At 64.4% G+C, this 20,873-nt stretch carries 16 protein-coding genes; 11 read left to right on the forward strand and 5 right to left on the reverse strand.

Annotated elements, in window-relative coordinates; genetic code table 11:
* Window positions 1-105 precede the first annotated feature (105 nt).
* From R2R70_RS02845 to cysN, 3 genes are all read left to right on the forward strand, one after another.
* Window positions 106-852, forward strand: a complete 747-nt coding sequence (locus R2R70_RS02845; RefSeq protein ID WP_192838500.1) for a metallophosphoesterase — start codon at window positions 106-108, stop codon at window positions 850-852.
* Between the two features lie 337 nt (window positions 853-1,189).
* On the forward strand, window positions 1,190-2,101 hold the full coding sequence (gene cysD, locus R2R70_RS02850) for a sulfate adenylyltransferase subunit CysD (protein ID WP_303592935.1): 912 nt from the start codon (window positions 1,190-1,192) through the stop codon (window positions 2,099-2,101).
* A 158-nt stretch (window positions 2,102-2,259) separates the two neighbouring features.
* Window positions 2,260-3,711 (forward strand): sulfate adenylyltransferase subunit CysN, encoded by a 1,452-nt coding sequence (gene cysN, locus R2R70_RS02855; RefSeq protein WP_054557075.1) that lies wholly within the window; start codon window positions 2,260-2,262, stop codon window positions 3,709-3,711.
* 165 nt (window positions 3,712-3,876) lie between these two features.
* On the opposite strand, the gene R2R70_RS02860 is transcribed toward cysN, so the two are convergent.
* Window positions 3,877-5,094, reverse strand: coding sequence for a globin domain-containing protein (locus R2R70_RS02860; RefSeq protein WP_324691987.1), 1,218 nt, complete (start codon window positions 5,092-5,094; stop codon window positions 3,877-3,879).
* 195 nt (window positions 5,095-5,289) lie between these two features.
* Between R2R70_RS02860 and norR the strand changes: the two genes are divergently transcribed.
* Window positions 5,290-7,071 carry a nitric oxide reductase transcriptional regulator NorR gene (gene norR, locus R2R70_RS02865; RefSeq protein WP_410977221.1) on the forward strand — a complete coding sequence of 594 codons (1,782 nt, stop codon included), beginning with the start codon at window positions 5,290-5,292 and terminating at the stop codon, window positions 7,069-7,071.
* 152 nt (window positions 7,072-7,223) lie between these two features.
* Here norR and cmoB read toward each other — a convergent pair whose 3' ends face one another.
* Window positions 7,224-8,252, reverse strand: coding sequence for a tRNA 5-methoxyuridine(34)/uridine 5-oxyacetic acid(34) synthase CmoB (cmoB, locus tag R2R70_RS02870; protein ID WP_410977222.1), 1,029 nt, complete (start codon window positions 8,250-8,252; stop codon window positions 7,224-7,226).
* A gap of 31 nt (window positions 8,253-8,283) precedes the next feature.
* Window positions 8,284-9,030 (reverse strand): carboxy-S-adenosyl-L-methionine synthase CmoA, encoded by a 747-nt coding sequence (gene cmoA, locus R2R70_RS02875; protein WP_043335167.1) that lies wholly within the window; start codon window positions 9,028-9,030, stop codon window positions 8,284-8,286.
* A gap of 204 nt (window positions 9,031-9,234) precedes the next feature.
* On the opposite strand from cmoA, the gene pgi reads away from it, so the two are divergent.
* From pgi to R2R70_RS02905, 6 genes are all read left to right on the forward strand, one after another.
* Entirely contained in the window at window positions 9,235-10,938 is a 1,704-nt protein-coding gene (gene pgi / locus R2R70_RS02880) for a glucose-6-phosphate isomerase (protein WP_410977223.1), read from the forward strand.
* A gap of 270 nt (window positions 10,939-11,208) precedes the next feature.
* Window positions 11,209-11,961 carry a YqiA/YcfP family alpha/beta fold hydrolase gene (locus R2R70_RS02885; RefSeq protein ID WP_233593451.1) on the forward strand — a complete coding sequence of 251 codons (753 nt, stop codon included), beginning with the start codon at window positions 11,209-11,211 and terminating at the stop codon, window positions 11,959-11,961.
* A 214-nt stretch (window positions 11,962-12,175) separates the two neighbouring features.
* Complete coding sequence (gene parE / locus R2R70_RS02890; protein WP_043335172.1) at window positions 12,176-14,056, forward strand: DNA topoisomerase IV subunit B; 1,881 nt, start codon at window positions 12,176-12,178, stop codon at window positions 14,054-14,056.
* A 123-nt stretch (window positions 14,057-14,179) separates the two neighbouring features.
* Window positions 14,180-16,456, forward strand: a complete 2,277-nt coding sequence (gene parC, locus R2R70_RS02895; protein ID WP_131431579.1) for a DNA topoisomerase IV subunit A — start codon at window positions 14,180-14,182, stop codon at window positions 16,454-16,456.
* A 106-nt stretch (window positions 16,457-16,562) separates the two neighbouring features.
* A complete protein-coding gene (serB, locus tag R2R70_RS02900; RefSeq protein ID WP_054557084.1) occupies window positions 16,563-17,774 on the forward strand; it encodes a phosphoserine phosphatase SerB in 1,212 nt (403 codons plus the stop codon).
* Between the two features lie 239 nt (window positions 17,775-18,013).
* Window positions 18,014-18,262 (forward strand): TIGR02647 family protein, encoded by a 249-nt coding sequence (locus R2R70_RS02905; RefSeq protein WP_043335179.1) that lies wholly within the window; start codon window positions 18,014-18,016, stop codon window positions 18,260-18,262.
* Window positions 18,263-18,371: 109 nt separating this feature from the next.
* Here the strand turns inward: R2R70_RS02905 and R2R70_RS02910 are convergent, their stop codons facing one another.
* Together R2R70_RS02910 and epmB are read right to left on the reverse strand one after the other, a co-directional pair.
* Window positions 18,372-18,731 carry a 5-carboxymethyl-2-hydroxymuconate Delta-isomerase gene (locus R2R70_RS02910; RefSeq protein WP_043335180.1) on the reverse strand — a complete coding sequence of 120 codons (360 nt, stop codon included), beginning with the start codon at window positions 18,729-18,731 and terminating at the stop codon, window positions 18,372-18,374.
* Between the two features lie 125 nt (window positions 18,732-18,856).
* Window positions 18,857-20,077, reverse strand: a complete 1,221-nt coding sequence (gene epmB, locus R2R70_RS02915) for an EF-P beta-lysylation protein EpmB (protein ID WP_410977224.1) — start codon at window positions 20,075-20,077, stop codon at window positions 18,857-18,859.
* Window positions 20,078-20,168: 91 nt separating this feature from the next.
* Between epmB and efp the strand changes: the two genes are divergently transcribed.
* Window positions 20,169-20,735, forward strand: coding sequence for an elongation factor P (efp, locus tag R2R70_RS02920; RefSeq protein WP_043335182.1), 567 nt, complete (start codon window positions 20,169-20,171; stop codon window positions 20,733-20,735).
* Window positions 20,736-20,873 lie beyond the last annotated feature (138 nt).

Raw genomic sequence — 20,873 nt, forward strand, 5'->3', positions numbered from 1 at the left:
TGGCGCACAGGCGCTGACACCCGATGGATTTCCCGTCTTGATTGACAGAACCGCGATGGCCCGGCCGTCGCGGTTCTGTTCATTTCCCTGCTGCTCGAGAGACCGATGCGACTGATTCAGATAAGTGATTGCCATCTGCGCGCCGACCCTGATGCGCGTTCACGGCTGGGCTTCCCCTGGCGTCAGCTGGAGGCGGTGATGGCGCATGCCTCGCGCCTGCGCCCCGATATCCTGCTGGTGACCGGTGATGTCAGCCAGGACGAGAGTCCTGCCTCCTATCGCATGGCGGCAGAGCTGTTCGATGGCCTTGGCTGCCCCTGGTTCTGGTTCGCGGGCAACCACGATCACCCTGAATTCATGCAGGAGCTGCGTCCCTTCCATCACGAGCTGGATCTGGGCGACTGGCGACTGCTGTGTCTGGATTCGCGCGTCACCGGGCAGGCGGGGGGAGAGCTTGGCGAGGAGCAGTTGAGCGAGCTTGCGCAGTCACTGGCGCTGTCCGTCGAGCTGGACCCGCGCCCGATCCTGCTGGCCATGCATCATCATCCGCTGCCGATCGGCTCGGACTGGATGGATGCGCTGGGCCTTGCCGACCGCGATGCGCTGTGGGAAACGTTGCGCCCATACCCGCAGGTGCGGGCCGTGCTGTGTGGGCATATCCATCAGGCCTTCACGCAACTCATGCCGTGTGGGCAGGGCAGTGTGGCCGTCTATGGCGTTCCTTCCACCTCCGATCAGTTCGCTCCGCTCAGCCATGATTTCGCCGTGGATGAGGCGGCGCGCCCCGGCCTGCGCGTGGTGGATCTCGATGGCGAGCATCTCGAGACCTGGGTGGAGCGGGTCACGCTCTAGCCAGGCTCGCAAGGAAGGGCGGGCAAGCTCGCCCCATGCGCTGGCGCTGCCACAGCGTCAGCATGAATGTTCTGGGCGTCAGCATGAAAGTTCTGGGTGTCAGCGTGAATGCCCTCGGCCTTCATGAATGTGGCGCAAGACCCACAGGTATCAGGTATGCCTTTTTGGTCTTAAAAGATAGTTTCTGATTCTTTGACGTTATCAAGGCGGGGCGAGTACCGTGTAACCATTCGGCGTGCTCCCTCGGGGCATCCATCTGTCGCTGACAGAGCGCGCCACTGACTTCACGGGCCGCCTCTCGGGGCGTGTCCCAACGCTCACGAGGTTGCCGCACGCGATGCTTACCCCCGAACGTCAGACCCACCTCAAGCAGCTTGAGGCCGAATCCATTCACATCATCCGTGAAGTGGCAGCGGAATTTGCCAATCCGGTCATGCTGTACTCCATCGGCAAGGATTCCGCCGTCATGCTGCACCTGGCGCGCAAGGCCTTTGCGCCGGGCGTGCCGCCGTTCCCGCTGATGCACGTCAACACCACCTGGAAATTCCAGGAAATGATCAAGTTCCGCGACGAGATGGCCGCGGAAGTCGGCATGGAGTTGATCGAGCACATCAACCAGGAAGGCGTCGCGGCGGGCATCAACCCGTTCGATCACGGCAGTGCCAAGTACACCGACATCATGAAGACCGCCGGTCTCAAGCAGGCACTCGACAAGCACGGCTTCGATGCTGCCTTCGGTGGCGCACGTCGTGACGAGGAAGCCTCGCGCGCCAAGGAGCGCGTCTACTCCTTCCGCGATCAGTACCACCGCTGGGACCCCAAGAATCAGCGTCCGGAGCTGTGGAACATCTACAACTCCAAGATCAACAAGGGTGAGTCCATCCGCGTCTTCCCGCTCTCCAACTGGACCGAGCTGGACATCTGGCAGTACATCTACCTTGAGTCCATCAAGATCGTGCCGCTGTACTACTCCGCCGTGCGTCCGGTGGTGAAGCGTGACGGCCTCGACATCATGGTCGACGACGACCGTCTGCCGCTCAAGGAAGGCGAAGTGCCGGAGATGAAGTCCGTGCGTTTCCGCACCCTGGGCTGCTACCCGCTGACCGGCGCCGTGGAATCCACCGCCGCGACCCTGCCGGAAATCATCCAGGAAATGCTGCTGACGCGTACCAGTGAGCGCTCCGGGCGTGCCATCGACCATGACCAGGCAGGCTCGATGGAGAAGAAGAAGCGCGAAGGTTACTTCTAAGGTCGCCCCAGTATATTGCCTGCAGGCGCCGCCACGCGTCGCTTGATGACCTGAACGAACAATTTGCCTGATGAGTCGGCTCGCAGCCTCACGAGACACTGGCTCGCGACACTGGCTCGCCACCTCATCAGGCCCATGACAGCGGCAAGGAGAAGAATGTGTCCCACGCGTCAGACAAGATTTCCGCGGATATCGAAGCCTACCTGCAAGAACACGAGCGCAAGGACCTGCTGCGCTTCATCACCTGCGGTAGCGTCGATGATGGCAAGTCGACCCTGATCGGTCGTCTGCTGTTCGATTCCAAGCTGATCTATGAAGATCAGCTGGCCTCCATTACCCAGGCCTCCAAGACCAGTGGCACCACCGGTGACGAGGTCGATCTGGCCCTGCTGGTCGATGGCCTGCAGTCCGAGCGTGAGCAGGGCATCACCATCGATGTCGCCTATCGCTTCTTCTCGACCGACAAGCGCAAGTTCATCATCGCCGACACGCCGGGGCACGAGCAGTACACCCGCAACATGGCCACTGGCGCCTCATCCGCGAGCCTGGCGATCATCCTGATCGATGCGCGCTACGGCGTGCAGACCCAGACCCGTCGCCACAGCTTCATCGCCGACTTGCTGGGCATCCAGCACCTGGTGATCGCGGTCAACAAGATGGACCTGGTCGATTATTCCGAGACGCGCTTCAACGAGATAGTCGCCGAGTATCAGGAATTCGCCAACAAGCTGAACGCGCCGGACATCCGCTTCGTGCCGATGTCAGCGCTCAAGGGTGACAACGTCGTCAATCGCAGTCCGTCACTGGACTGGTACACCGTCGATGGCGAAGCGGGCCCGTCACTGCTGGAGGTGCTGGAAACCGTCGAGCTGACCCACGACCAGAACCTCAGCGATCTGCGCTTCCCGGTGCAGTACGTCAATCGCCCCAACCTCGATTTCCGCGGTTACTGCGGCACTTTGGCGGCCGGTGTCGTGCGTCCGGGTGACAGCGTCAAGGTGCTGCCGTCCGGCAAGACCTCGACCATCGAGCGCATCGTCACCTTCGATGGTGATCTCGAGATCGCCTATCCGGGGCAGGCCATCACTCTGACGCTGGACGATGAGATCGATATCTCGCGTGGCGACTGGCTGGTGGCGGCGGATGCCGAACTGCCGCTCTCCAATGCACTGGAAGCGGATGTCGTCTGGATGCACGAGAAGCCGCTGCAGCCGGGCCGTCAGTACGATATCAAGCTGGCGACCCGTGACCTGACCGGCCAGGTCAGCGCCATCGACTACCTCTACGACGTCAACACGCTGGAGCATCACGAGGGCGACAGTCTGGCGCTGAACGCCATCGGCCGCGTCCAGCTCGAGCTGACCCAGGCGGTGCCGGTGGATGACTACCGCTCAAGCCCGGGTACCGGCAGCTTCATCGTCATCGATCGCCTGAGCAACGTGACCGTCGGCGCGGGCATGATTCGCGGCGTGGGTCGCTCCGGCACCCAGGCCACCACCCAGCAGACCGACTGGGCCGCGTTTGAAGCCGACCTCAACGCGCTGGTGCGCAAGCACTTCCCGCACTGGGAAGCGCGAGATGTACGCGAACTGCTCGGCCGCACCAACTGATTCCGTCCTGTAGCGACAGCAGAATGGAAGTCAGCGAAATACCAACAACAACGCTGGACACGCAATAACAACACGGCCTGCTGGAATGAAGCCGGAGAACGCAAAAGCCCCCATGGCCGCAAGGCGATGGGGGCTTTTTGCATGGTGCGGCTCACACCTGGCGCATCAGGCGACAGCAGTGTCGATGGCGAGCGGGGCGGAGGGGCCGAAATGCTCGTGGTGACACTGGCTGAGCGGTACGCCGATACGGCTGAGGTGCTGGATCATGCTCTGCATGAAGCCATGCGGGCCGATCACGAAGGCCTGCAGCGACTCGGCGCTGGCACCGGTCGCGGCGATCTGCTGCGCCAGCCAGTCGCGCTCGATGATGCCCAGCTGCGCATGGGGCGGCAGCGTCTCGGCCTGTTCGTAGCAGACCTGATAATGCAGCTGCCTTGGATACTGCGCGACCAGCGCCTTGAGGGTGGCGTCGAAGGCATGTACCTCGGGATTGCGCGCTGCATGCAGATAGATCACCTGGCGGCCTGCTGCCAGCGCCGCCGTCAGCAGCGAAAGCATCGGCGTCTGGCCGACACCGGCCGACAGCAACAGCACCGGGGCATCGGCGCTCTGCGGGGCAGCATGCTCGAAGGTCAGCTCGCCGGCCGGCGGCAGCAGTTCGATCTCGTCACCTGCCTTCAGCGCATGCAGGTACTGGCTGGACTGGCCGTGGGCCTCACGCTTGACCGAGATGCGGCAGAAGCGCTCGTCCGGCGCGTGGGACAGGCTGTAATGGCGGTGGATCACGCCCTGCGGTGTCGTCAGGCGCATGCCGATGTACTGGCCCGGCAGGAAGGAGAACATCGGGCCTTCCACCGGTGCCAGGTACAGCGAGCGAATCTCGCGGCTCTCGTCCTGCGTGCGCACGATGCGGAAGCGGCGCAGCCCCTGCCAGCCGCCGCGGGTAGCGGCGAAGCTGTCGTAGCGGCCCTGCTCGGCGGCGATCAGCACAGCGGCCAGTTCCCCGTAGAGGGCGCCCCAGGCATCGGCGATCTCCGGTGTGACGGCGTCCCCCAGCACCTCGCCGATGGCGGCCATCAGGCACTCGCCGACGATGGGGTAGTGTTCCGGCAGGATATTGAGCGAGACATGCTTGCTGACCACGGGCGCCAGCAGGCGGTCCACCGCCTCACGCGAGTGGCGCGCGCCGACATAGGCGAGTACGGCGCCGGCCAGCGCACGGGCCTGGCCGCCGCTGGCCTGGTGGGTCTGATTGAACAGCGGCTTCACCTCGGGATAGCGCTCGAACATCAGCGGATAGAAGCGCGCCGTAATGGCATTGAGGTGCTCGGCGACGACGGGAGCGGTGGCGGCGATCAGGTCTTCCTGGGCGTTGGTCAGCATGACGATACCTCTGATTGATGTCCTCCTATCCATGGCAAGGGGCGTGCCAACTCTCGAGGCCAGACGTCATGCACTCTGCAGGCCTGTGATGTCAAAATGACATGGTTATGTGGCGTGTTTTAATGACATCATGCGTGTCATGATGACATCAATCTTCAGTCCTCTCTCACTCCCGATACCTGCAAGGATGACCGCATGCCCGATGCCCACTTGCCCCTGAACGATACGCCGGTGGCGGCTGTGAATGCCTGGCTCGCCGCCTGGTTGTCCCGCGAGGAGGGCGGCGAGCGGCGCGCGCTGCCATGGACGCGTCTGCTGGCCGCGATCATGCAGCAGCTGCCCGGTGAGGCGGCGACCCTGATGCGCTACCTGCCCGAGCGTGACGAGCTGTTGCCACTGGCCACCTACGGCCTGCCTGCCGAGGTGCGCGGGCGACGCTTCGCGCTGGCGGAGCACCCGCGGCTCAAGGCGATCGCCGAGCACACGGGAGTGCATCGTTTTGCGTTGGACAGCGACCTGCCGGACCCCTTCGATGGCCTGCTGGGGGACGTGCATGGGTCGGATCTGCTGGTGCATGACTGCGCCGGTATCGCGCTGCGCGAGGGCGATACCCTGCTGGGAGTGATGACCTTCGACGCGCTGACGCCGGGAGTGCTGGCCCCGCTGGAATCGCTGTGCGCCTCTGCGAGCACGGACGAGCTGGCACTTCCGCTTCAGGAGTTGCAGGCCTGGTTGTCACTACCCGCGCATTGCCTGTCGCTGTCACTGCGACAGGAGTGGGCCGCGGGAGCCACGGTCGGCAGATCAGGGCTTTCGGCACCGATGGTGGTATCACCGACAGGCATGGCGTCACAGAGCGCCATGGCCTGCCCGCAGCGTGGCCCGGCGATGGCCAGGCTCGAGGCGCAGCTGGAGGCGGTCGCCGATACCGAGATGACGGTGCTGGTGCAGGGCGAGACCGGCGTGGGCAAGGAGGGCGTGGTCCAGCGCCTGCACGACGCTTCCCGGCGGGCGGCGCGGCCGCTGGTACGCATCAACTGCGCCGCCTTGTCGCCGGACCTGGTCGAAAGCGCGCTGTTCGGGCATCGGCGTGGCGCCTTCTCGGGCGCGACCCATGATCACCGTGGCCACTTCGTGATGGCGGATGGCGGCACCCTGCTGCTGGATGAGATCGGCGAGCTGCCACTGGCGCTGCAGCCCAAGTTGCTGCGGGTGTTGCAGGAAGGCGAGCTGCAGCCGCTGGGCAGCGATCGCGTGGTCAAAGTCGATGTGCGCGTCATCGCGGCCACCAATCGCGATCTCGAGGCGGAGGTCGCTGCCGGGCATTTCCGTGAAGACCTCTATCACCGCCTGAGCGTTTATCCGCTCAGGGTGCCGCCGCTGCGTGAACGCGGGCGTGCGGACCTGCTGGCGCTGGCCGGCACCTTCCTGGAACACAACCGTACGCGCCTCGGACTGGGCAATCTGCGCCTGACGCCGGCGGCGGAGCGCCTGCTGTGCGAGTACCCCTGGCCCGGCAACGTGCGTGAGCTGGAGCACTGCCTGAGCCGCGCCGCCCTGCATGCCCGGCTCGCGCATGGTGCCCACCCGACTCGCCTGCGCGCCGATGGGCGCCAGCTGGTGGTGATCACGCCGGAGCTGCTGGGGCTGGAGGTCAATACCGAGATGTCACTTGAGCGGGCCACCGGCGCGGCGCAGGAGATTCAGGGCGCGCAGGTGGGGCTGGTGGATCAGGCGGGAAGAGCGAGTCAGGCGGCGGAAGCGAGTCAGACAGAAGGAGCAAGCTCTGCACAGCGCACCGCCTGGCAGGGAGGCGACGAGACGCTGGGACTGCGCGATGCCACCGAGGCGTTTCAGCGCGAGCACATCTCGCGGGTCTGGCAGGCGAGTGATCGCAACTGGGCGGAGGCGGCGCGCAGGCTCAAGGTCGATCGCGGCAACCTGTACCGGCAGGCGCAGCGTCTGGGAATTGTCTGAGGCGCGAGGCAGTGTCTGGGGCGAGAGGAAGTGTCTGATATGAAAAAAGAAGACGGCGATGCTCATGGAGCATCGCCGTTCTTGTATCTCTGCCGCCGTCGGCCCTGGCGCGACGAGAAGTTCGTGTCTCGAACGCGTGTTCAGGCGTTCGTTCAGGCGCGAGTGGCGATCAGCACCGCACGCCGCGGCGCCGGGCGGCCTTCGCGGGTCAGGCTCGGGTCAGCGGGATCGAGGAAGTCGCTCAGCGAGTGGTAGGTCATCCAGTCGGTGGCACGCTGCTCGTCCAGGGTGGTCACGGCTTCATCGACGATGCGCACGTCCTTGAAGCCGGCGCGCTCGCACCAGTGAGCCAGCGCCTGCGAGGAGGGCAGGAAGTAGACATTGGGCATCGCGGCATAACGTTCGCCGGGCATCAGCACCGTCGTCACGTCACCTTCCACCACCAGGGTTTCCAGCACCAGCTCGCCGCCGGGACGCAGGGTGTCGCGCAGCTGGAAGAGGTGGTCCATCGGCGAGGGGCGGTGATAGAGCACGCCCATCGAGAACACGGTATCGAAGGCGCCCATCTTCGTCGGCACATCCTCGATGCCCACCGGCAGGAAGTGCAGGTTGCGGCCCTGGGGGTGGTCCGCGCCGATGAAGTGGCGCACGGCATGGAACTGGCAGTAGAAGCGCGGCGAAGGGTCGATCACCAGCGTGAAGGCTGCACCTGCACCGACCATGCGCCAGCCGTGGTAGCCATTGCCGCCGCCGACATCCAGCACGCGGCGATGGGTGAGATCCGACAGATGCGGCGCGAGACGCTGCCACTTCCAGTCGGAGCGCCATTCGGTGTCGATATGGATCTCGTCGAGCTGATAGGGGCCCTTTCGCCACGGCATCATCGCGCGCAGCAGGTTCTCGCTCTGGCGCAGCTGGCCGCTAGTCAGGCCAGTGGGAAAGCGTGCACCGACCCGGTCGGCATCCAGCTGAACATCGCGCGCGTCGGGCAGGGCGGGCAGCTTTTCCAGCGCGCCATGCCAGGCCTTGAGGTCGGCGTGACGCTTGCGGTCCAGGCCAGTGGCCAATTGCTCGGGCAGGGCGCCCAGCCAGCGGGCGAAGCCGTCGCCGACGGCGCCTGGCTCACAGGCAAGCTCGGTGAAGGCGCGGTAAAGGTCGCGGTCATACGGGGAAATGCTCATGCGCTGGGTCGGGTCCGTGCAGGCGTAGCGGTCATTCGGCGGCTTTGAAGGCGACCATCGATGCGAAATTCAGGTATTGCAGCCAGGTGTGGCTGCGCTGGAAGCCGGCGCGCGCCAGGCGCTCGTGATGCGTGTTCAGGCTGTCGGGCTTCATCACGTCCTCGAGGGCCTCACGTTTCTGGGAGATTTCCAGATCGGAGTAGCCGTTGGCGCGCTTGAAGTCATGATACCGTTCGATCAGCCAGGCATTCTCGACCGGATCATCGCTGATGATCTTCTCGGAGAGGATCAACACGCCGCCGGGTTCCAGCGCCGCGAACAGCTTGTCGATCACGGCGTCGCGGTCTTCCGGCGGCAGGAACTGCAGCGTCAGATTGACCACGATCATGCCGGCCGGCTGATAGTCGAGGGTGCGAATGTCGGCTTCGGTGACGTTGATGCGGTGGTCGGGGAAGGCCTCGGCGAGTTCGCGGCTGGCGCGCTCGACCATCGGTCTGGACAGATCGACGGCTTCGATCTCGATATCCTCGGCGGCCATCTCGCGGGCCAGCGCCATGCTGGCAGCACCCAGTGAGCAGCCCAGATCATAGACCCGCGCGCCGGGGCGCAGGTGAGCGCGGGCCATCAGGCCCAGCATGGCGATGATCTGACCGTAACCCGGCACCGAGCGGCGCAGCATGTCCGGAAAGCAGCTGACGACCTGCTCGTCGAAGGAGAAGCTGGCGACACGGTCAAGGGGTGTCGTAAATATCGCGTCACGGTAAGATGCATCACTCATGGATCAAGGCTTCATCGGGCAGTGGGCCAGGGCGACATGCCTGTGGCCGAGGACCGGCCGGGCAGAGCGCCCCGTCGGGCCCGCCATTCTACGCATTCGGCGCCCGTGACGCACCCGTCACGGCCGGCGGGTGATGCCTCCATCAATCGATTTCAGGCCGGGCCATGCAGGGCCGGTCATTACACTTCAAGGAGAGAGGTGGCCATGTCCACTCAATCAGCGGCACGTTCTGCGCGTCGTAATACCCAGGCCTGGCAGGCTCTCGCGCGCCATCACCAAGAGCAGATGGCCGATGTGCATCTGAAGGACCTGTTCGCCGAGGATGCGGCGCAAGGGCGTGACCGAGTGGCGACCTTCACGCGCTCTGCCGCGGGGTTGCGTCTGGATCTCTCCAAGCAGCGCCTCAAGGGCGAGACCCTGGAGCTGCTGCTGGATCTGGCGCGCGAAACCGGTGTCGAGCAGGGCATCAAGCGCCTGCTGGCCGGTGAACATGTCAATCGCTCCGAAGACCGTTCGGCGCTGCACGCCGCGCTGCGTCTGCCGCGCTCCGCCAGCCTCGAGGTGGACGGCGAGGATATCGTGCCGGCCATCCACGAGAGCCTCGAGCACCTGGCCGAGATGGTCGACACCTTCCACAGCGGCCAGTGGCGTGGCGCCACCGGCAAGCCGATCACCGATGTGGTCAACCTCGGTGTCGGTGGCTCGGACCTGGGCCCATTGATGGTCTCCAGCGCCCTGAGCGATTGCCGTCCCAAGGACATCCACGAGATCGGCGTGCACTTCGCCTCGACCATGGATGGCTCTCAGCTGGCCGATTACCTCGAATCGCTCAGTCCGGAAACCACGCTGTTCATCCTGTCCTCCAAGTCATTCTCGACCATCGACACGCTGTCCAATGCCCGCACCGCGCGCGACTGGCTCAAATCACGCCTCGACCCGGAAGGGCGCCTGGAAGCGCTGATCAACCGCCAGCACTTCATCGGCGCTTCCGCCAAGCCGGAGAAGATGACCGAGTGGGGCATCGCGCCGGAACATCAGCTGCTGTTCTGGGATTGGGTCGGCGGCCGCTATTCGCTGTGGGGCACCATCGGTCTGCCCATCGCGCTTAATGTCGGCATGGACAACTTCCGTCGTCTGCTGGCCGGGGCGCATGAGCTGGATGAGCACTTCCGCACCGCGCCGCTGGTAGACAACCTGCCGGTGCTGCTGGCGCTGGCCGGGATCTGGAACAACAACTTCCTGGATATCCGCGCCCACTCCATCCTGCCCTATGATGGCCGGCTGGAGTACTTCGCAAGCTACCTCGAGCAGCTGGAGATGGAATCCAACGGCAAGTCGGTGACCAACGATGGCGAGATGATCGACTACTCGACCTGTCCGGTGCTGTGGGGCCAGCTGGGGCCCAACGCCCAGCACGCCTTCTATCAGCTGCTGCACCAGGGCACCCAGGCGGTCGAGTGTGACTTCATCGCGCCGATGTGCCGTTATGATCACGTCGAGGACGCCGAGACGCGCGCCCACCTCAAGGCACAGCACCGCCTGACGCTGGCCAACTGCTTTGCCCAGTCACGTGTACTGATGCTGGGCGATGACGCCATCCCCGGTGATGAGGCGCAGCCGAACCACAAGCGCTACCGTGGCAATCAGCCGTCGACCACGCTGTTGCTGGAAACGCTGACGCCGGAAACGCTGGGTGCGTTGATTGCGCTCTACGAGCAGAAGGTCTTCGTTCAGGCCACCATCTGGGATATCAACCCGTTCGATCAGTGGGGCGTGGAGCTGGGCAAGCAGATCGCCACCGCCACCGAAGCGACCATGACCACTGGCGAAGGCTTCGAGACACTGGATGCCTCCAGCCGTGCGCTGATCGAAGCGGTGTGGGCAGCCCAGGATCAGGACCCGCGCTGAGCCCACGGCGGATGTGAGTGAGGGTGTGAGTGAGAGAGCGTGTAAGGGCATGCTGATATGCCATGCAAGACGAGCGGCGGCAGTCGTCGCTCTCTGTTGATTTATACAGTATTCTCGCTATCCTATAAGCGAATCAATCGTTTACACTAGACAGCACGACGCAGACCGTCGAAAACCCTGCTCCCAACCTATGAACGCTCGAGAGATGCCCAGCCATCTTGAGGCGTGGGAGGGGAGGTTTCGCGGTCTGGCGTGTTGTCGGGAGTGCTGATGGCCAATTCCCCCTTTCCGTCAGATACGGCAGCGATGCACGCCACCGCGCCCGTCAAGGGTCTGCTGTATCTGCACGGCTTCAATTCGGCCAGTTGTTCGCCCAAGGCACGCTTGATGCAGCGCGCGGCAGAGCAGTTCGGCCTGCCGTGCGTGATGCCGGACATCCCCCCGGAGCCCGGCGCGGGTCAGGCGGCGGTCAACGCGGCCTATCTCACGTTGTGTGAGCGCCTGGCGCTGGACCCCGCAGACCCTGCCTGTGATGACGCCATCATGGTGATCGGCAGCTCCATGGGCGGCTTTCTGGCCACCTGGCTGGTCGCGCGTGAGGCCGCACGCCTCGAGGGGCCGGCAGGTCCTTCTCAGAGCGTCTGGCGTCAGGGGCCGCGCAGCGTGCTGATCAATCCGGCCGTGCGTCCCGCGCGACTGGTCAGCGAATGGCTCGGCTCGGTGCATGCCAACCCCTATACCGGCGTGACGTTCACCGTCACCGAGGATTTCGGGCCCGGACTGCTCGCATTGGAAGCGGAACCGGTCACGGCGCAGCGCACCCTGGTGCTGTTGGCGACGGCCGATGAGACATTGGATGTCAATGATGCCGCAGGGCTCTATCAGGGAAGTCGCTTGATCATCACACCGGGTGGCGATCACGGCTTTGCGCAGCTGGCGGAATATCTGCCGGCGATCATGGCGCATGGCGGGCACCGGCTGGCCCCCGCCACCGCAGCGGCGATGCATGTCGCGCCGGACTAGCAGGTCATGCGCGTGGTGCTTTCTGCTACGACACACCACGACCCGGCTGGGCAAGGCACCTCTTGGCACGACATGGATTGGCACGACTTGGCAGGGCGTTCGATGCTGAACGCCAGGCGCCGGTCTCTCATTTTTCAGGAATCCGTTGTCCGTCTCGCGCACGTGAAATGGCGAGTCGGATGGCGGGCGTCAACACCAAGGACACAAGGCTGCGATGAGTCAGTACAGCGCCAGTTCCATTGAGGTCCTCTCCGGCCTCGAACCGGTCCGCAAGCGGCCCGGCATGTATACCGACACTTCTCGGCCCAACCACCTGGCGCAGGAAGTCATCGACAACTCCGTCGATGAGGCGCTGGCGGGGCACGCGAAGGAAATCCGCGTGCGCCTGCTCGAGAATGGCGGTATCGAGGTCGGCGATGACGGTCGTGGCATGCCCACCGACATCCACCCCGAGCATGGCGTGACCGGCATCGAGCTGATCCTCACCAAGCTGCACGCGGGGGGCAAGTTCTCCCAGGACAGCTACCGCTTCTCCGGCGGCCTGCACGGCGTGGGCGTCTCGGTGGTCAATGCGTTGTCGACGCGTCTGGAAGTGGAAGTATGCCGCGATGGCCTGCGTCAGCGCATCGCCTTCGAGAATGGCGAGAAGGCCGAGGAGCTGACCCAGATCGGCACCGTCGGCAAGCGCAATACCGGCACCCTGGTGCGCTTCTGGCCGGACGAGAGCTACTTCGACAGCCCGCGCCTGGCGATGCCGCGCCTGCGCCACCTGCTGCGTGCCAAGGCCGTGCTGTGTCCGGGCCTCAAGGTCGTGCTCATCGAGACCGATGGCAGCGAGACGACCTGGCACTACGAGGATGGCCTGCGCGATTACCTGCTCGGCGCCACCGATGGCTTCGAACGCCTGCCGGAATCGCCGTTCGTCGGCCATTTCGAGGACGAGGAGCACGGGGTCGACTGGGCGATCCAGTGGCTGCCGGAAGGCGGCGAGCTGGTGCAGGAACCCTACGTCAACCTGATCCCCACGCCGCTGGGCGGTACCCACGTCAATGGCTTGCGCTCCGGTCTGCTCGAGGCGCTCAAGGAATTCTGCGACTACCGCAGCCTGCTGCCGCGTGGCGTCAAGCTGAGCGCGGATGACCTGTGGGAGCGCGCCGCCTTCGTGCTGTCGGTGAAGATGCTCGATCCGCAGTTCGCCGGCCAGACCAAGGAGCGTCTGTCCTCGCGCAGCGTCGCCGCCTTCGTCTCCGGCGTGGTCAAGGACGCCTTCTCGCTGTGGCTCAACCACCATGTCGATCAGGCCGAAGCACTGGCGGAACTGGTGATCTCGGCGGCCCAGCGCCGTCTGAAGAGCGCCAAGAAGGTCGCGCGCAAGAAGGTCACCTCCGGGCCTGCACTGCCGGGCAAGCTCTCGGACTGCTCAAGCTCCGACCCTGCCGACAGTGAGCTGTTTCTGGTCGAGGGTGACTCCGCCGGCGGCAGCGCCAAGCAGGGCCGCAACCGCGAGACCCAGGCGATCCTGCCGCTGCGCGGCAAGATCCTCAATACCTGGGAAGTCGAGTCGCATGACATCTACTCCTCCCAGGAAGTCCACGACATCGCGGTCGCCATCGGCCTGGACCCGGGCTCGGACGACCTCACCAAGCTGCGCTATCACAAGGTCTGCATCCTGGCGGATGCCGACTCCGATGGTCTGCACATCGCCACGCTGCTGTGCGCGCTGTTCGTGCGTCACTTCCCGGCGCTGGTGGATGCCGGGCGCGTCTTCGTCGCCATGCCGCCGCTGTACCGCATCGACCTGGGCAAGGAAGTGCATTACGCCCTGGACGAGAGCGAGAAGGCGCACATCCTCAAGCAGCTCGAGAGCAAGCGTGGCACACCCAACGTGCAGCGCTTCAAGGGTCTGGGTGAGATGAATCCGCTGCAACTGCGGGAAACGACCATGGCGCCGGACACCCGTCGTCTGGTGCAGCTGACGCGCAGTGCAGATGACGGCACCCATGAAATGCTCGACATGCTGCTGGCCAAGAAGCGCGCCAGTGATCGCAAGAGCTGGCTCGAGGACTACGGCAACATGGCCGACATCGAGGTCTGATCATCGTGAGCTTCGAGCGCAGCTGAACTTCGAAAGCCGGACAAGCTGCGCGACAGCATTCTTTCGGGAGCGCCACAGTCAGGCGCTCCCCGGTTTTACGCTCGTAATCAAGGTCAAGCGCCCATGAGCATGGATATCCAGGTCGCGGAGGGTGACGTCGAACGTCTGGCCCTGCGCGACTACACCGAAAAGGCGTACCTCGACTATTCGATGTACGTGATTCTCGACCGCGCCCTGCCGCATGTCGGCGATGGCATGAAGCCGGTGCAGCGCCGCATCGTCTACGCCATGCGCGAACTGTCCCTGACGGCCAATGCCAAGTACAAGAAGTCGGCGCGTACCGTCGGCGACGTACTGGGCAAGTTCCACCCCCACGGTGACAGCGCCTGTTACGAGGCGATGGTGCTGATGGCGCAGCCGTTCAGCTATCGCTATCCGCTGGTGGATGGCCAGGGCAACTGGGGTAGCCAGGATGACCCCAAGTCCTTCGCGGCCATGCGTTACACCGAATCGCGGCTGTCGAAGTACTCCGAGGTGCTGCTGTCCGAGCTCTCCCAGGGTACCGTCGACTGGGTGCCCAACTTCGATGGCACCATGAACGAGCCCAAGGTGCTGCCGGCGCGTCTGCCCAATGTGCTGCTCAACGGCACCACCGGTATCGCGGTGGGCATGGCGACCGACATCCCGCCGCACAACGTGCATGAAGTCGTGGCCGCCACGCGCCATCTGCTGCGTCATCCGGACTCCGACAGCGATCAGCTGATGGAGTACCTGCCGGCACCGGACTTCCCCACCGAGGCGGAGATCATCACGCCGCGCACCGACCTCGCCAAGCTCTACCGCACCGGTCGTGGCAGCGTGAAGATGCGCGCCCGCTATGTGCTGGAGGAGGGCGATATCGTGATCACGGCGCTGCCGTATCAGGTCTCCGGCGCCAAGGTGATCGAGCAGATCGCCGCCCAGATGCAGGCCAAGAAGCTGCCGATGGTCGCGGACCTGCGTGATGAGTCCGACCACGAGAACCCGACGCGCCTGCTGATTCAGCCGCGCTCCAATCGTGTCGATATCGAAGGCCTGATGGCGCATCTGTTCGCCACCACGGACCTCGAGAAGAACGCGCGCGTCAACATGAACGTCATCGACCTCAAGGGGCGCCCGCGGGTGATGGCGCTGCACGAGATGCTGGCCGAGTGGCTGCGCTATCGTCGCGCCACCGTGCGTCGCCGCCTCGAGCATCGTCTGGCCAAGGTCGAGGACCGTCTGCATATCCTCGAGGGTCTGCTGACGGCTTATCTGAATCTCGACGAGGTGATTCGCATCATCCGTGAGGAGGAAGACCCCAAGGCCAGCCTGATCGAGACCTTCCAGCTCTCCGAGCGTCAGGCCGAGGCGATCCTCGAGCTGCGTCTGCGTCACCTGGCACGTCTTGAAGAGATGAAGCTGCGTGGCGAGCAGGACGAGCTCAAGCGCGAGCGCAAGCACCTCAAGCATCTGCTGGGCAATGACGAGGCACTGACGGACCTGATCGACAGTGAGCTTGAGCAGGCCGCCACCGACTTCGGTGATGCACGTCGCTCGCCGCTGGTCGAGCGCGGCGAAGCCAAGGCACTGTCGGAAGTCGAGCTGATGGGCGCCGACCCGATCACCGTCGCGCTGTCCGAGAAGGGCTGGATCCGTGCCGCCAAGGGGCATGATATCGATCCCGAAGGCCTGTCCTACAAGGCCGGCGACCGCTTCCATCTGGCGGCGCGCGGCAAGACCAATCAGCCGCTGGTGCTGCTGGATGACACCGGGCGTGCCTACACCCTGGCCGCGCACAATCTGCCCAGTGCGCGCGGGCAGGGCGAACCGATCACCGGGCGCATGAACCCGGCGGCGGGGGCGGCGATGGTCGGGCTGCTGCTCGATGCGCCTTCCGCGCGCTATCTGCTGGCCTCCGATGGCGGCTATGGCTTCGTGACCACGCTCGAGCAGCTCACCGGCAAGAACAAGTCCGGCAAGGCGGCGCTGACCTTGCCGCGCGGCTGTGCGGTGCTGCCACCGGTCGAGGTGCCGACAGTGCCGGAGGCTGCCGATGGCACGCCCGCGGCCTTGGAAGTGGCGGTGGTGTCCAACGAAGGGCGCCTGCTGGTCTTCCCGCTCTCCGAACTGCCCGAGATGTCCAAGGGCAAGGGCAACAAGATGCTGTCTATTCCGGGCGAACGCGCCGCCAACCGCGAGGAGTTCGTGCGCTCGCTGGTGGTCTTGCCCGCCGGCGCGACCCTGGTGGTGCATGCCGGCAAGCGCAAGACCCTGCTCAAGGGGGCGGATCTCGATTATTATCGTGGCGAGCGTGGCCGCCGCGGCAGCAAGCTGCCCAAGGGCTTCCAGAAGGTCGACCGTCTGGCCGTCGATAGTTGAATCCGGGCCGGATGGCCTGGCTTGTTAGCTGAGGTGCGTCGGCGTTGACGCCGACATGTCCCGTGGGCGACACCTTGATGATTCATTGCTCAGGAATGATTTTCCAATGACACAACGTATCTTGATCCGTGCCACCGGTACGGCTCGTCCAGGACAGCTGGCAGGGCTTGGTCAGGCGCTGGCGCGCAGCGGCGCACGACTGCTGGACATCAATCAGAGCGTGACCTTCGGGCTGGTGTCGCTGGAAGCGCTGGTGGCTCTCGGTGCGGAGTCCGATCTGGAAGCCGCGCTGGCCGCCGCCGGTGAACAGCTGGGGCTGGATGTGCAGGCCGTGCAGGTCGGTGCTGAGGAATACGCGCGCTGGAGCCATCAGGCGGAGCGCCCGCGCTGGATTCTGACGCTGCTGGCGCCGTGTCTGCCGGCCGGCATTCTGGCCGAGGTCGGTGGCCTGACGGCCGAATTCGGCATCACCGTCGAGCTGATGCATCGTCTGTCGGGGCGTGAGCCGCTGGATGGCGAGTCACCGGCCGAAGGCGCCTGTGTCGAGTGCTGGCTGCGCCTGCCGGAGAGTGACACCGACATCAACGCCCTGCGCGAGAAGGCGCTGGCGCTGGGCGCGCTGCACGGTGTCGACATCGCGATCCAGGAAGACGATATCTGGCGTCGTCATCGTCGCCTGATCTGCTTCGACATGGATTCGACGCTGATCCAGACCGAAGTGATCGATGAGCTGGCGCGTCGTCACGGTGTCGGCGAGGAAGTCTCGGAAGTCACCGAGCGGGCCATGCGGGGCGAGCTGGACTTCAAGGAAAGCTTCCGCGAACGCATGAGCAAGCTGGAAGGCCTGGATGAGTCGGTGCTGGCCGATATCGCCGCCAATCTGCCGCTGATGGATGGGGTCGAGCGCCTGATGGCCAACCTCAAGGCGCTGGGCTATCGCACCGCGATCCTGTCCGGCGGCTTCACCTACTTCGCGCGTCATCTTCAGCAGCTGCTGGGCTTTGATGAGATCCACGCCAATGAGCTGGTGATCGTCAATGGCAAGGTCACCGGTGAAGTGCGCGAGCCGATCGTCGATGCCGAGCGCAAGGCGCTGCTGCTGCGCGAGATCGCCGAGCGTCATGGCCTGCGCATGGAGCAGACCATCGCCGTCGGTGACGGTGCCAATGACCTCAAGATGCTGGCCGAGGCGGGGCTGGGCATCGCCTTCCGCGCCAAGCCGCTGGTGCGTGAACAGGCGCGTCAGTCGATCTCGACCCTAGGCCTGGATGCCGTGCTCTACCTGATGGGCTATCGCCAGCAGGATCTCGAGCACTGATCCGTGATTCAGCCGCTGAACGCCTGCTCTGAGTGACAAGTCAGTGTGTGAGTGACAACGCCCCCATCGCTGCCGCGATGGGGGCGTTGTCGTCTGGTCATCTGGCCGCAGAATAGTCCCAAAGCAGCAATGCGCTTTCGGGTGTGAGGGCTAGACTGGAGGGGAAGCGCCGACGACTCGTCGCTCGTCAGTTGACGCCATACTGAAACGCCACTCGCCACGCCGTCAGGAGTTTGCCCATGCCGTCACCCTATGACGATGAACTGCACCTGCTGTGCCTGTTTCCGCATGATGCCGCCCTCAAGGGTTTGAAGATTCGCCACGATGCCAGTCCCGACATGGTGGCCGCCGCCGAGCGTCTGCATGCCAAGGGGTTGACCACGCTGCCGGATGGCGGCTATCTGACGTCGGTGGGCCGTGAGGCCGCCGAGCACGCCCATCGTCTCAATGACCTGCTTCACGTTCCGATGGCCATGACGGGCACCTGAGTCCACCCGTTGGCTGAATCGCTGATCGCAAGAAGGAAAAACGCCCCGTGGCTTTCGGCCACGGGGCGTTTTCGTCTGCGGCCTCAGGGGCGGTGAGTCACCTGTGCGCTCAGGCCTTGTGCTTGCGATAGGTCGCGCGGGTGATCTCGACGATCTCCACGCTGACTTCGCGGGCCGCCTCGCAGTGAGGCTTGAGGGCCTCCATCAGGATATCCGCCAGGCGCGACTTGTCGTCATCGCTGCGGCCTTCCAGCTGGTGGCAGTGCAGGTTGACGAAGCCGTGCTTGTGCGCCAGCGGTGCCTGATTGCCGGCCAGACGCCAGTGACGCCAGCTTTCCGCGCGCACCTTGATGTCGGTTTCCTTGAACAGGCCACTTTGCATGGCAGCGGCATGCAGGTCATCCATGATCGCGTCCATGTCGAGGCTGGGGGCCAGACTGTCGGCATAATCAATGACGAGATGAGGCATGTGATGGGCTCCTTGAGCATGGCCACGCCTCTCGGGGCGTGTGCCGATGATGAAATTGGCCAGCGATAGTAGCAAATTTTGTGCAGCACGCCGCCTGTTGTTGCCTCACGCTGCCAGGGCGCCATTCACGCACTGGCGATGATGCCTGTCAGGTTGAGCGAAGATGGCTCGCCCTCGTCACCCGCAGGGGAAGACGCCGAAGGGCCAGTGGCGGCGGCGTCGACTCCCGGATGTGTCTTGGACACCGTGGGCTTGGACAGAGGGGGCTTGGAAAGCGGTGTCTTGGAGCGTCGGCCGGGCACTTCACGTACCAGGCGCGGCATCAGGAAGCCGGGCAGATGCTCAAGCAGCGCTTCCATCAGGTTGCAGGCCTCTTCATCGCTGACCGCGAAGTGGGCGGCGCCCTGCACGGGGTCAAAGGCATGCAGGTAGTAGGGCAGTACGCCGCACTCGAAGAGTCGCTCGGCGAGGGCTGTCTGCACTTCCACGCTGTCATTGACGCCGCGCAGGATGACGCCCTGGTTGAGCAGGGTGACGCCGGCGCTCTTGAGGCGAGTCATGGCGGCAGCGACGGCGTCGTCCAGCTCGTTGGCATGGTTGGTGTGAATGACCAGCACCTTCTGCAGGCGCGTGGTACCCAGCCAGCCGAGCAGCTCGTCATTGACGCGGTCCGGAATCACCACCGGCAGGCGCGTGTGGATGCGCAGGCGCTTGAGATGCGGGATCTCGCCCAGCGACTCCACCAGCCACGCCAGGCGCTTGTCGGGCGAGACCAGCGGGTCGCCACCGGACAGGATCACCTCGTGGATGCGCTCGTCGGAGCGCAGGTAGTCGAGGATATCCTGCCACTGCGCGCGGCTGGGCTGATGGTCGTCGTAGGGGAAGTGACGGCGGAAGCAGTAGCGGCAGTTGATCGCGCAGCCGCCGCTGGCCATCAGCAGCACCCGATTGGTGTACTTGTGGATCAGCCCCGGCAGCGGCGTATGTTCGGCCTCTTCCAGCGGATCGGTGACGTAGCCGTCGAGCACGTCGGTCTCGGCGTCCAGCGGCAGCACCTGGCGCAATAGCGGGTCGTCGGGGTCATTGGCGCGGATGCGGCTGGCATAGGCCTCGGGCACACGGATCGCGAACAGTTCATGGCCGTCGCGGGCGCCCGGCAGCCATTCGCGCTCGAGCCCCAGACGCTCCAGCAGAGCCTGTGGAGAGCGGATCACGTCGCGTAGCTGTGCACGCCAGTCATTCGGGGCAGACGGGGCTTCAGCGGCAGATGAGAAGGCCTCTGAGGCACGACTTTCGTGGCTGGTGTGCGGGATGGTATGCAAGGATGCAGGGGTTCGGGTTATCATGCGCATCACTTCTAGTCATGATTGCAGCCAATTGACTGCAATCTGGAATTCATGGCGGGCAAGACCCGTTAACGAGTCGAGAGCGAGCAAGATGGCCAACTATTCTACCAACGAATTCAAGTCCGGTCTGAAAGTGATGCTGGACAATGATCCCTGTGCCATCGTCGATAACGAACTGGTCAAGCCGGGCAAGGGCCAGGCCTTCAACCGCGTCAAGCTGCGCAACCTGAAGACCGGTCGTGTATGGGAGCGTACTTTCAAGTCCGGCGAGAGCATCGAAGCCGCCGATGTCATGGAAGTCGACATGGAATACCTCTACACCGACGGTGAGATGTGGCACTTCATGCGTACCGATGGCTCCTTCGAGCAGTACGCTGTCGATGGCAAGGCGCTGGGCGACACGGTCAAGTGGCTGAAAGAGCAGGTCGTCTACACCATCACGCTGTGGAACGACAACGCGATCGCCGTCACCGCGCCGAACTTCATCGAGCTGGAAGTCGTCGAGACGGACCCGGGTCTCAAGGGCGACACCGCCAACGGTGGCTCCAAGCCGGCGACCCTGTCTTCCGGTGCCGTGGTGCGTGTGCCGCTGTTCATCAACCAGGGCGAAGTCCTCAAGGTTGATACCCGCAGCGCCGAGTACGTGTCTCGCGCCTGAGCCCTTTCGCTCACGTCGTGAACACCCTGATGCCTCGCCTCGTGCGGGGCATCATCGTTTGTGCTGCTCCTTCGTGCTCCTCATTCCTGCTGGTCGGTCGTGCAGGGTGATCGTGTCGATCAGCCCTTCCGGTTGGCC

The organism is Cobetia sp. SIMBA_158, assembly GCF_046566945.1.
Classification (GTDB): Bacteria; Pseudomonadota; Gammaproteobacteria; order Pseudomonadales; family Halomonadaceae; genus Cobetia; species Cobetia amphilecti.

Bases quoted from the DNA above. Each gene is read 5' to 3' on its own strand.
- R2R70_RS02905 (WP_043335179.1), top strand. From the start codon at position 18,014: ATGCCGTCACCCTATGACGATGAACTGCACCTGCTGTGCCTGTTTCCG.
- pgi (WP_410977223.1), top strand. From the start codon at position 9,235: ATGTCCACTCAATCAGCGGCACGTTCTGCGCGTCGTAATACCCAGGCC.
- efp (WP_043335182.1), top strand. From the start codon at position 20,169: ATGGCCAACTATTCTACCAACGAATTCAAGTCCGGTCTGAAAGTGATG.
- parC (WP_131431579.1), top strand. From the start codon at position 14,180: ATGAGCATGGATATCCAGGTCGCGGAGGGTGACGTCGAACGTCTGGCC.
- R2R70_RS02910 (WP_043335180.1), bottom strand. From the start codon at position 18,731: ATGCCTCATCTCGTCATTGATTATGCCGACAGTCTGGCCCCCAGCCTC.
- epmB (WP_410977224.1), bottom strand. From the start codon at position 20,077: ATGATAACCCGAACCCCTGCATCCTTGCATACCATCCCGCACACCAGC.
- cmoB (WP_410977222.1), bottom strand. From the start codon at position 8,252: ATGAGCATTTCCCCGTATGACCGCGACCTTTACCGCGCCTTCACCGAG.
- norR (WP_410977221.1), top strand. From the start codon at position 5,290: ATGCCCGATGCCCACTTGCCCCTGAACGATACGCCGGTGGCGGCTGTG.
- cysD (WP_303592935.1), top strand. From the start codon at position 1,190: ATGCTTACCCCCGAACGTCAGACCCACCTCAAGCAGCTTGAGGCCGAA.
- R2R70_RS02860 (WP_324691987.1), bottom strand. From the start codon at position 5,094: ATGCTGACCAACGCCCAGGAAGACCTGATCGCCGCCACCGCTCCCGTC.
- parE (WP_043335172.1), top strand. From the start codon at position 12,176: ATGAGTCAGTACAGCGCCAGTTCCATTGAGGTCCTCTCCGGCCTCGAA.
- R2R70_RS02845 (WP_192838500.1), top strand. From the start codon at position 106: ATGCGACTGATTCAGATAAGTGATTGCCATCTGCGCGCCGACCCTGAT.
- cmoA (WP_043335167.1), bottom strand. From the start codon at position 9,030: ATGAGTGATGCATCTTACCGTGACGCGATATTTACGACACCCCTTGAC.
- serB (WP_054557084.1), top strand. From the start codon at position 16,563: ATGACACAACGTATCTTGATCCGTGCCACCGGTACGGCTCGTCCAGGA.
- R2R70_RS02885 (WP_233593451.1), top strand. From the start codon at position 11,209: ATGGCCAATTCCCCCTTTCCGTCAGATACGGCAGCGATGCACGCCACC.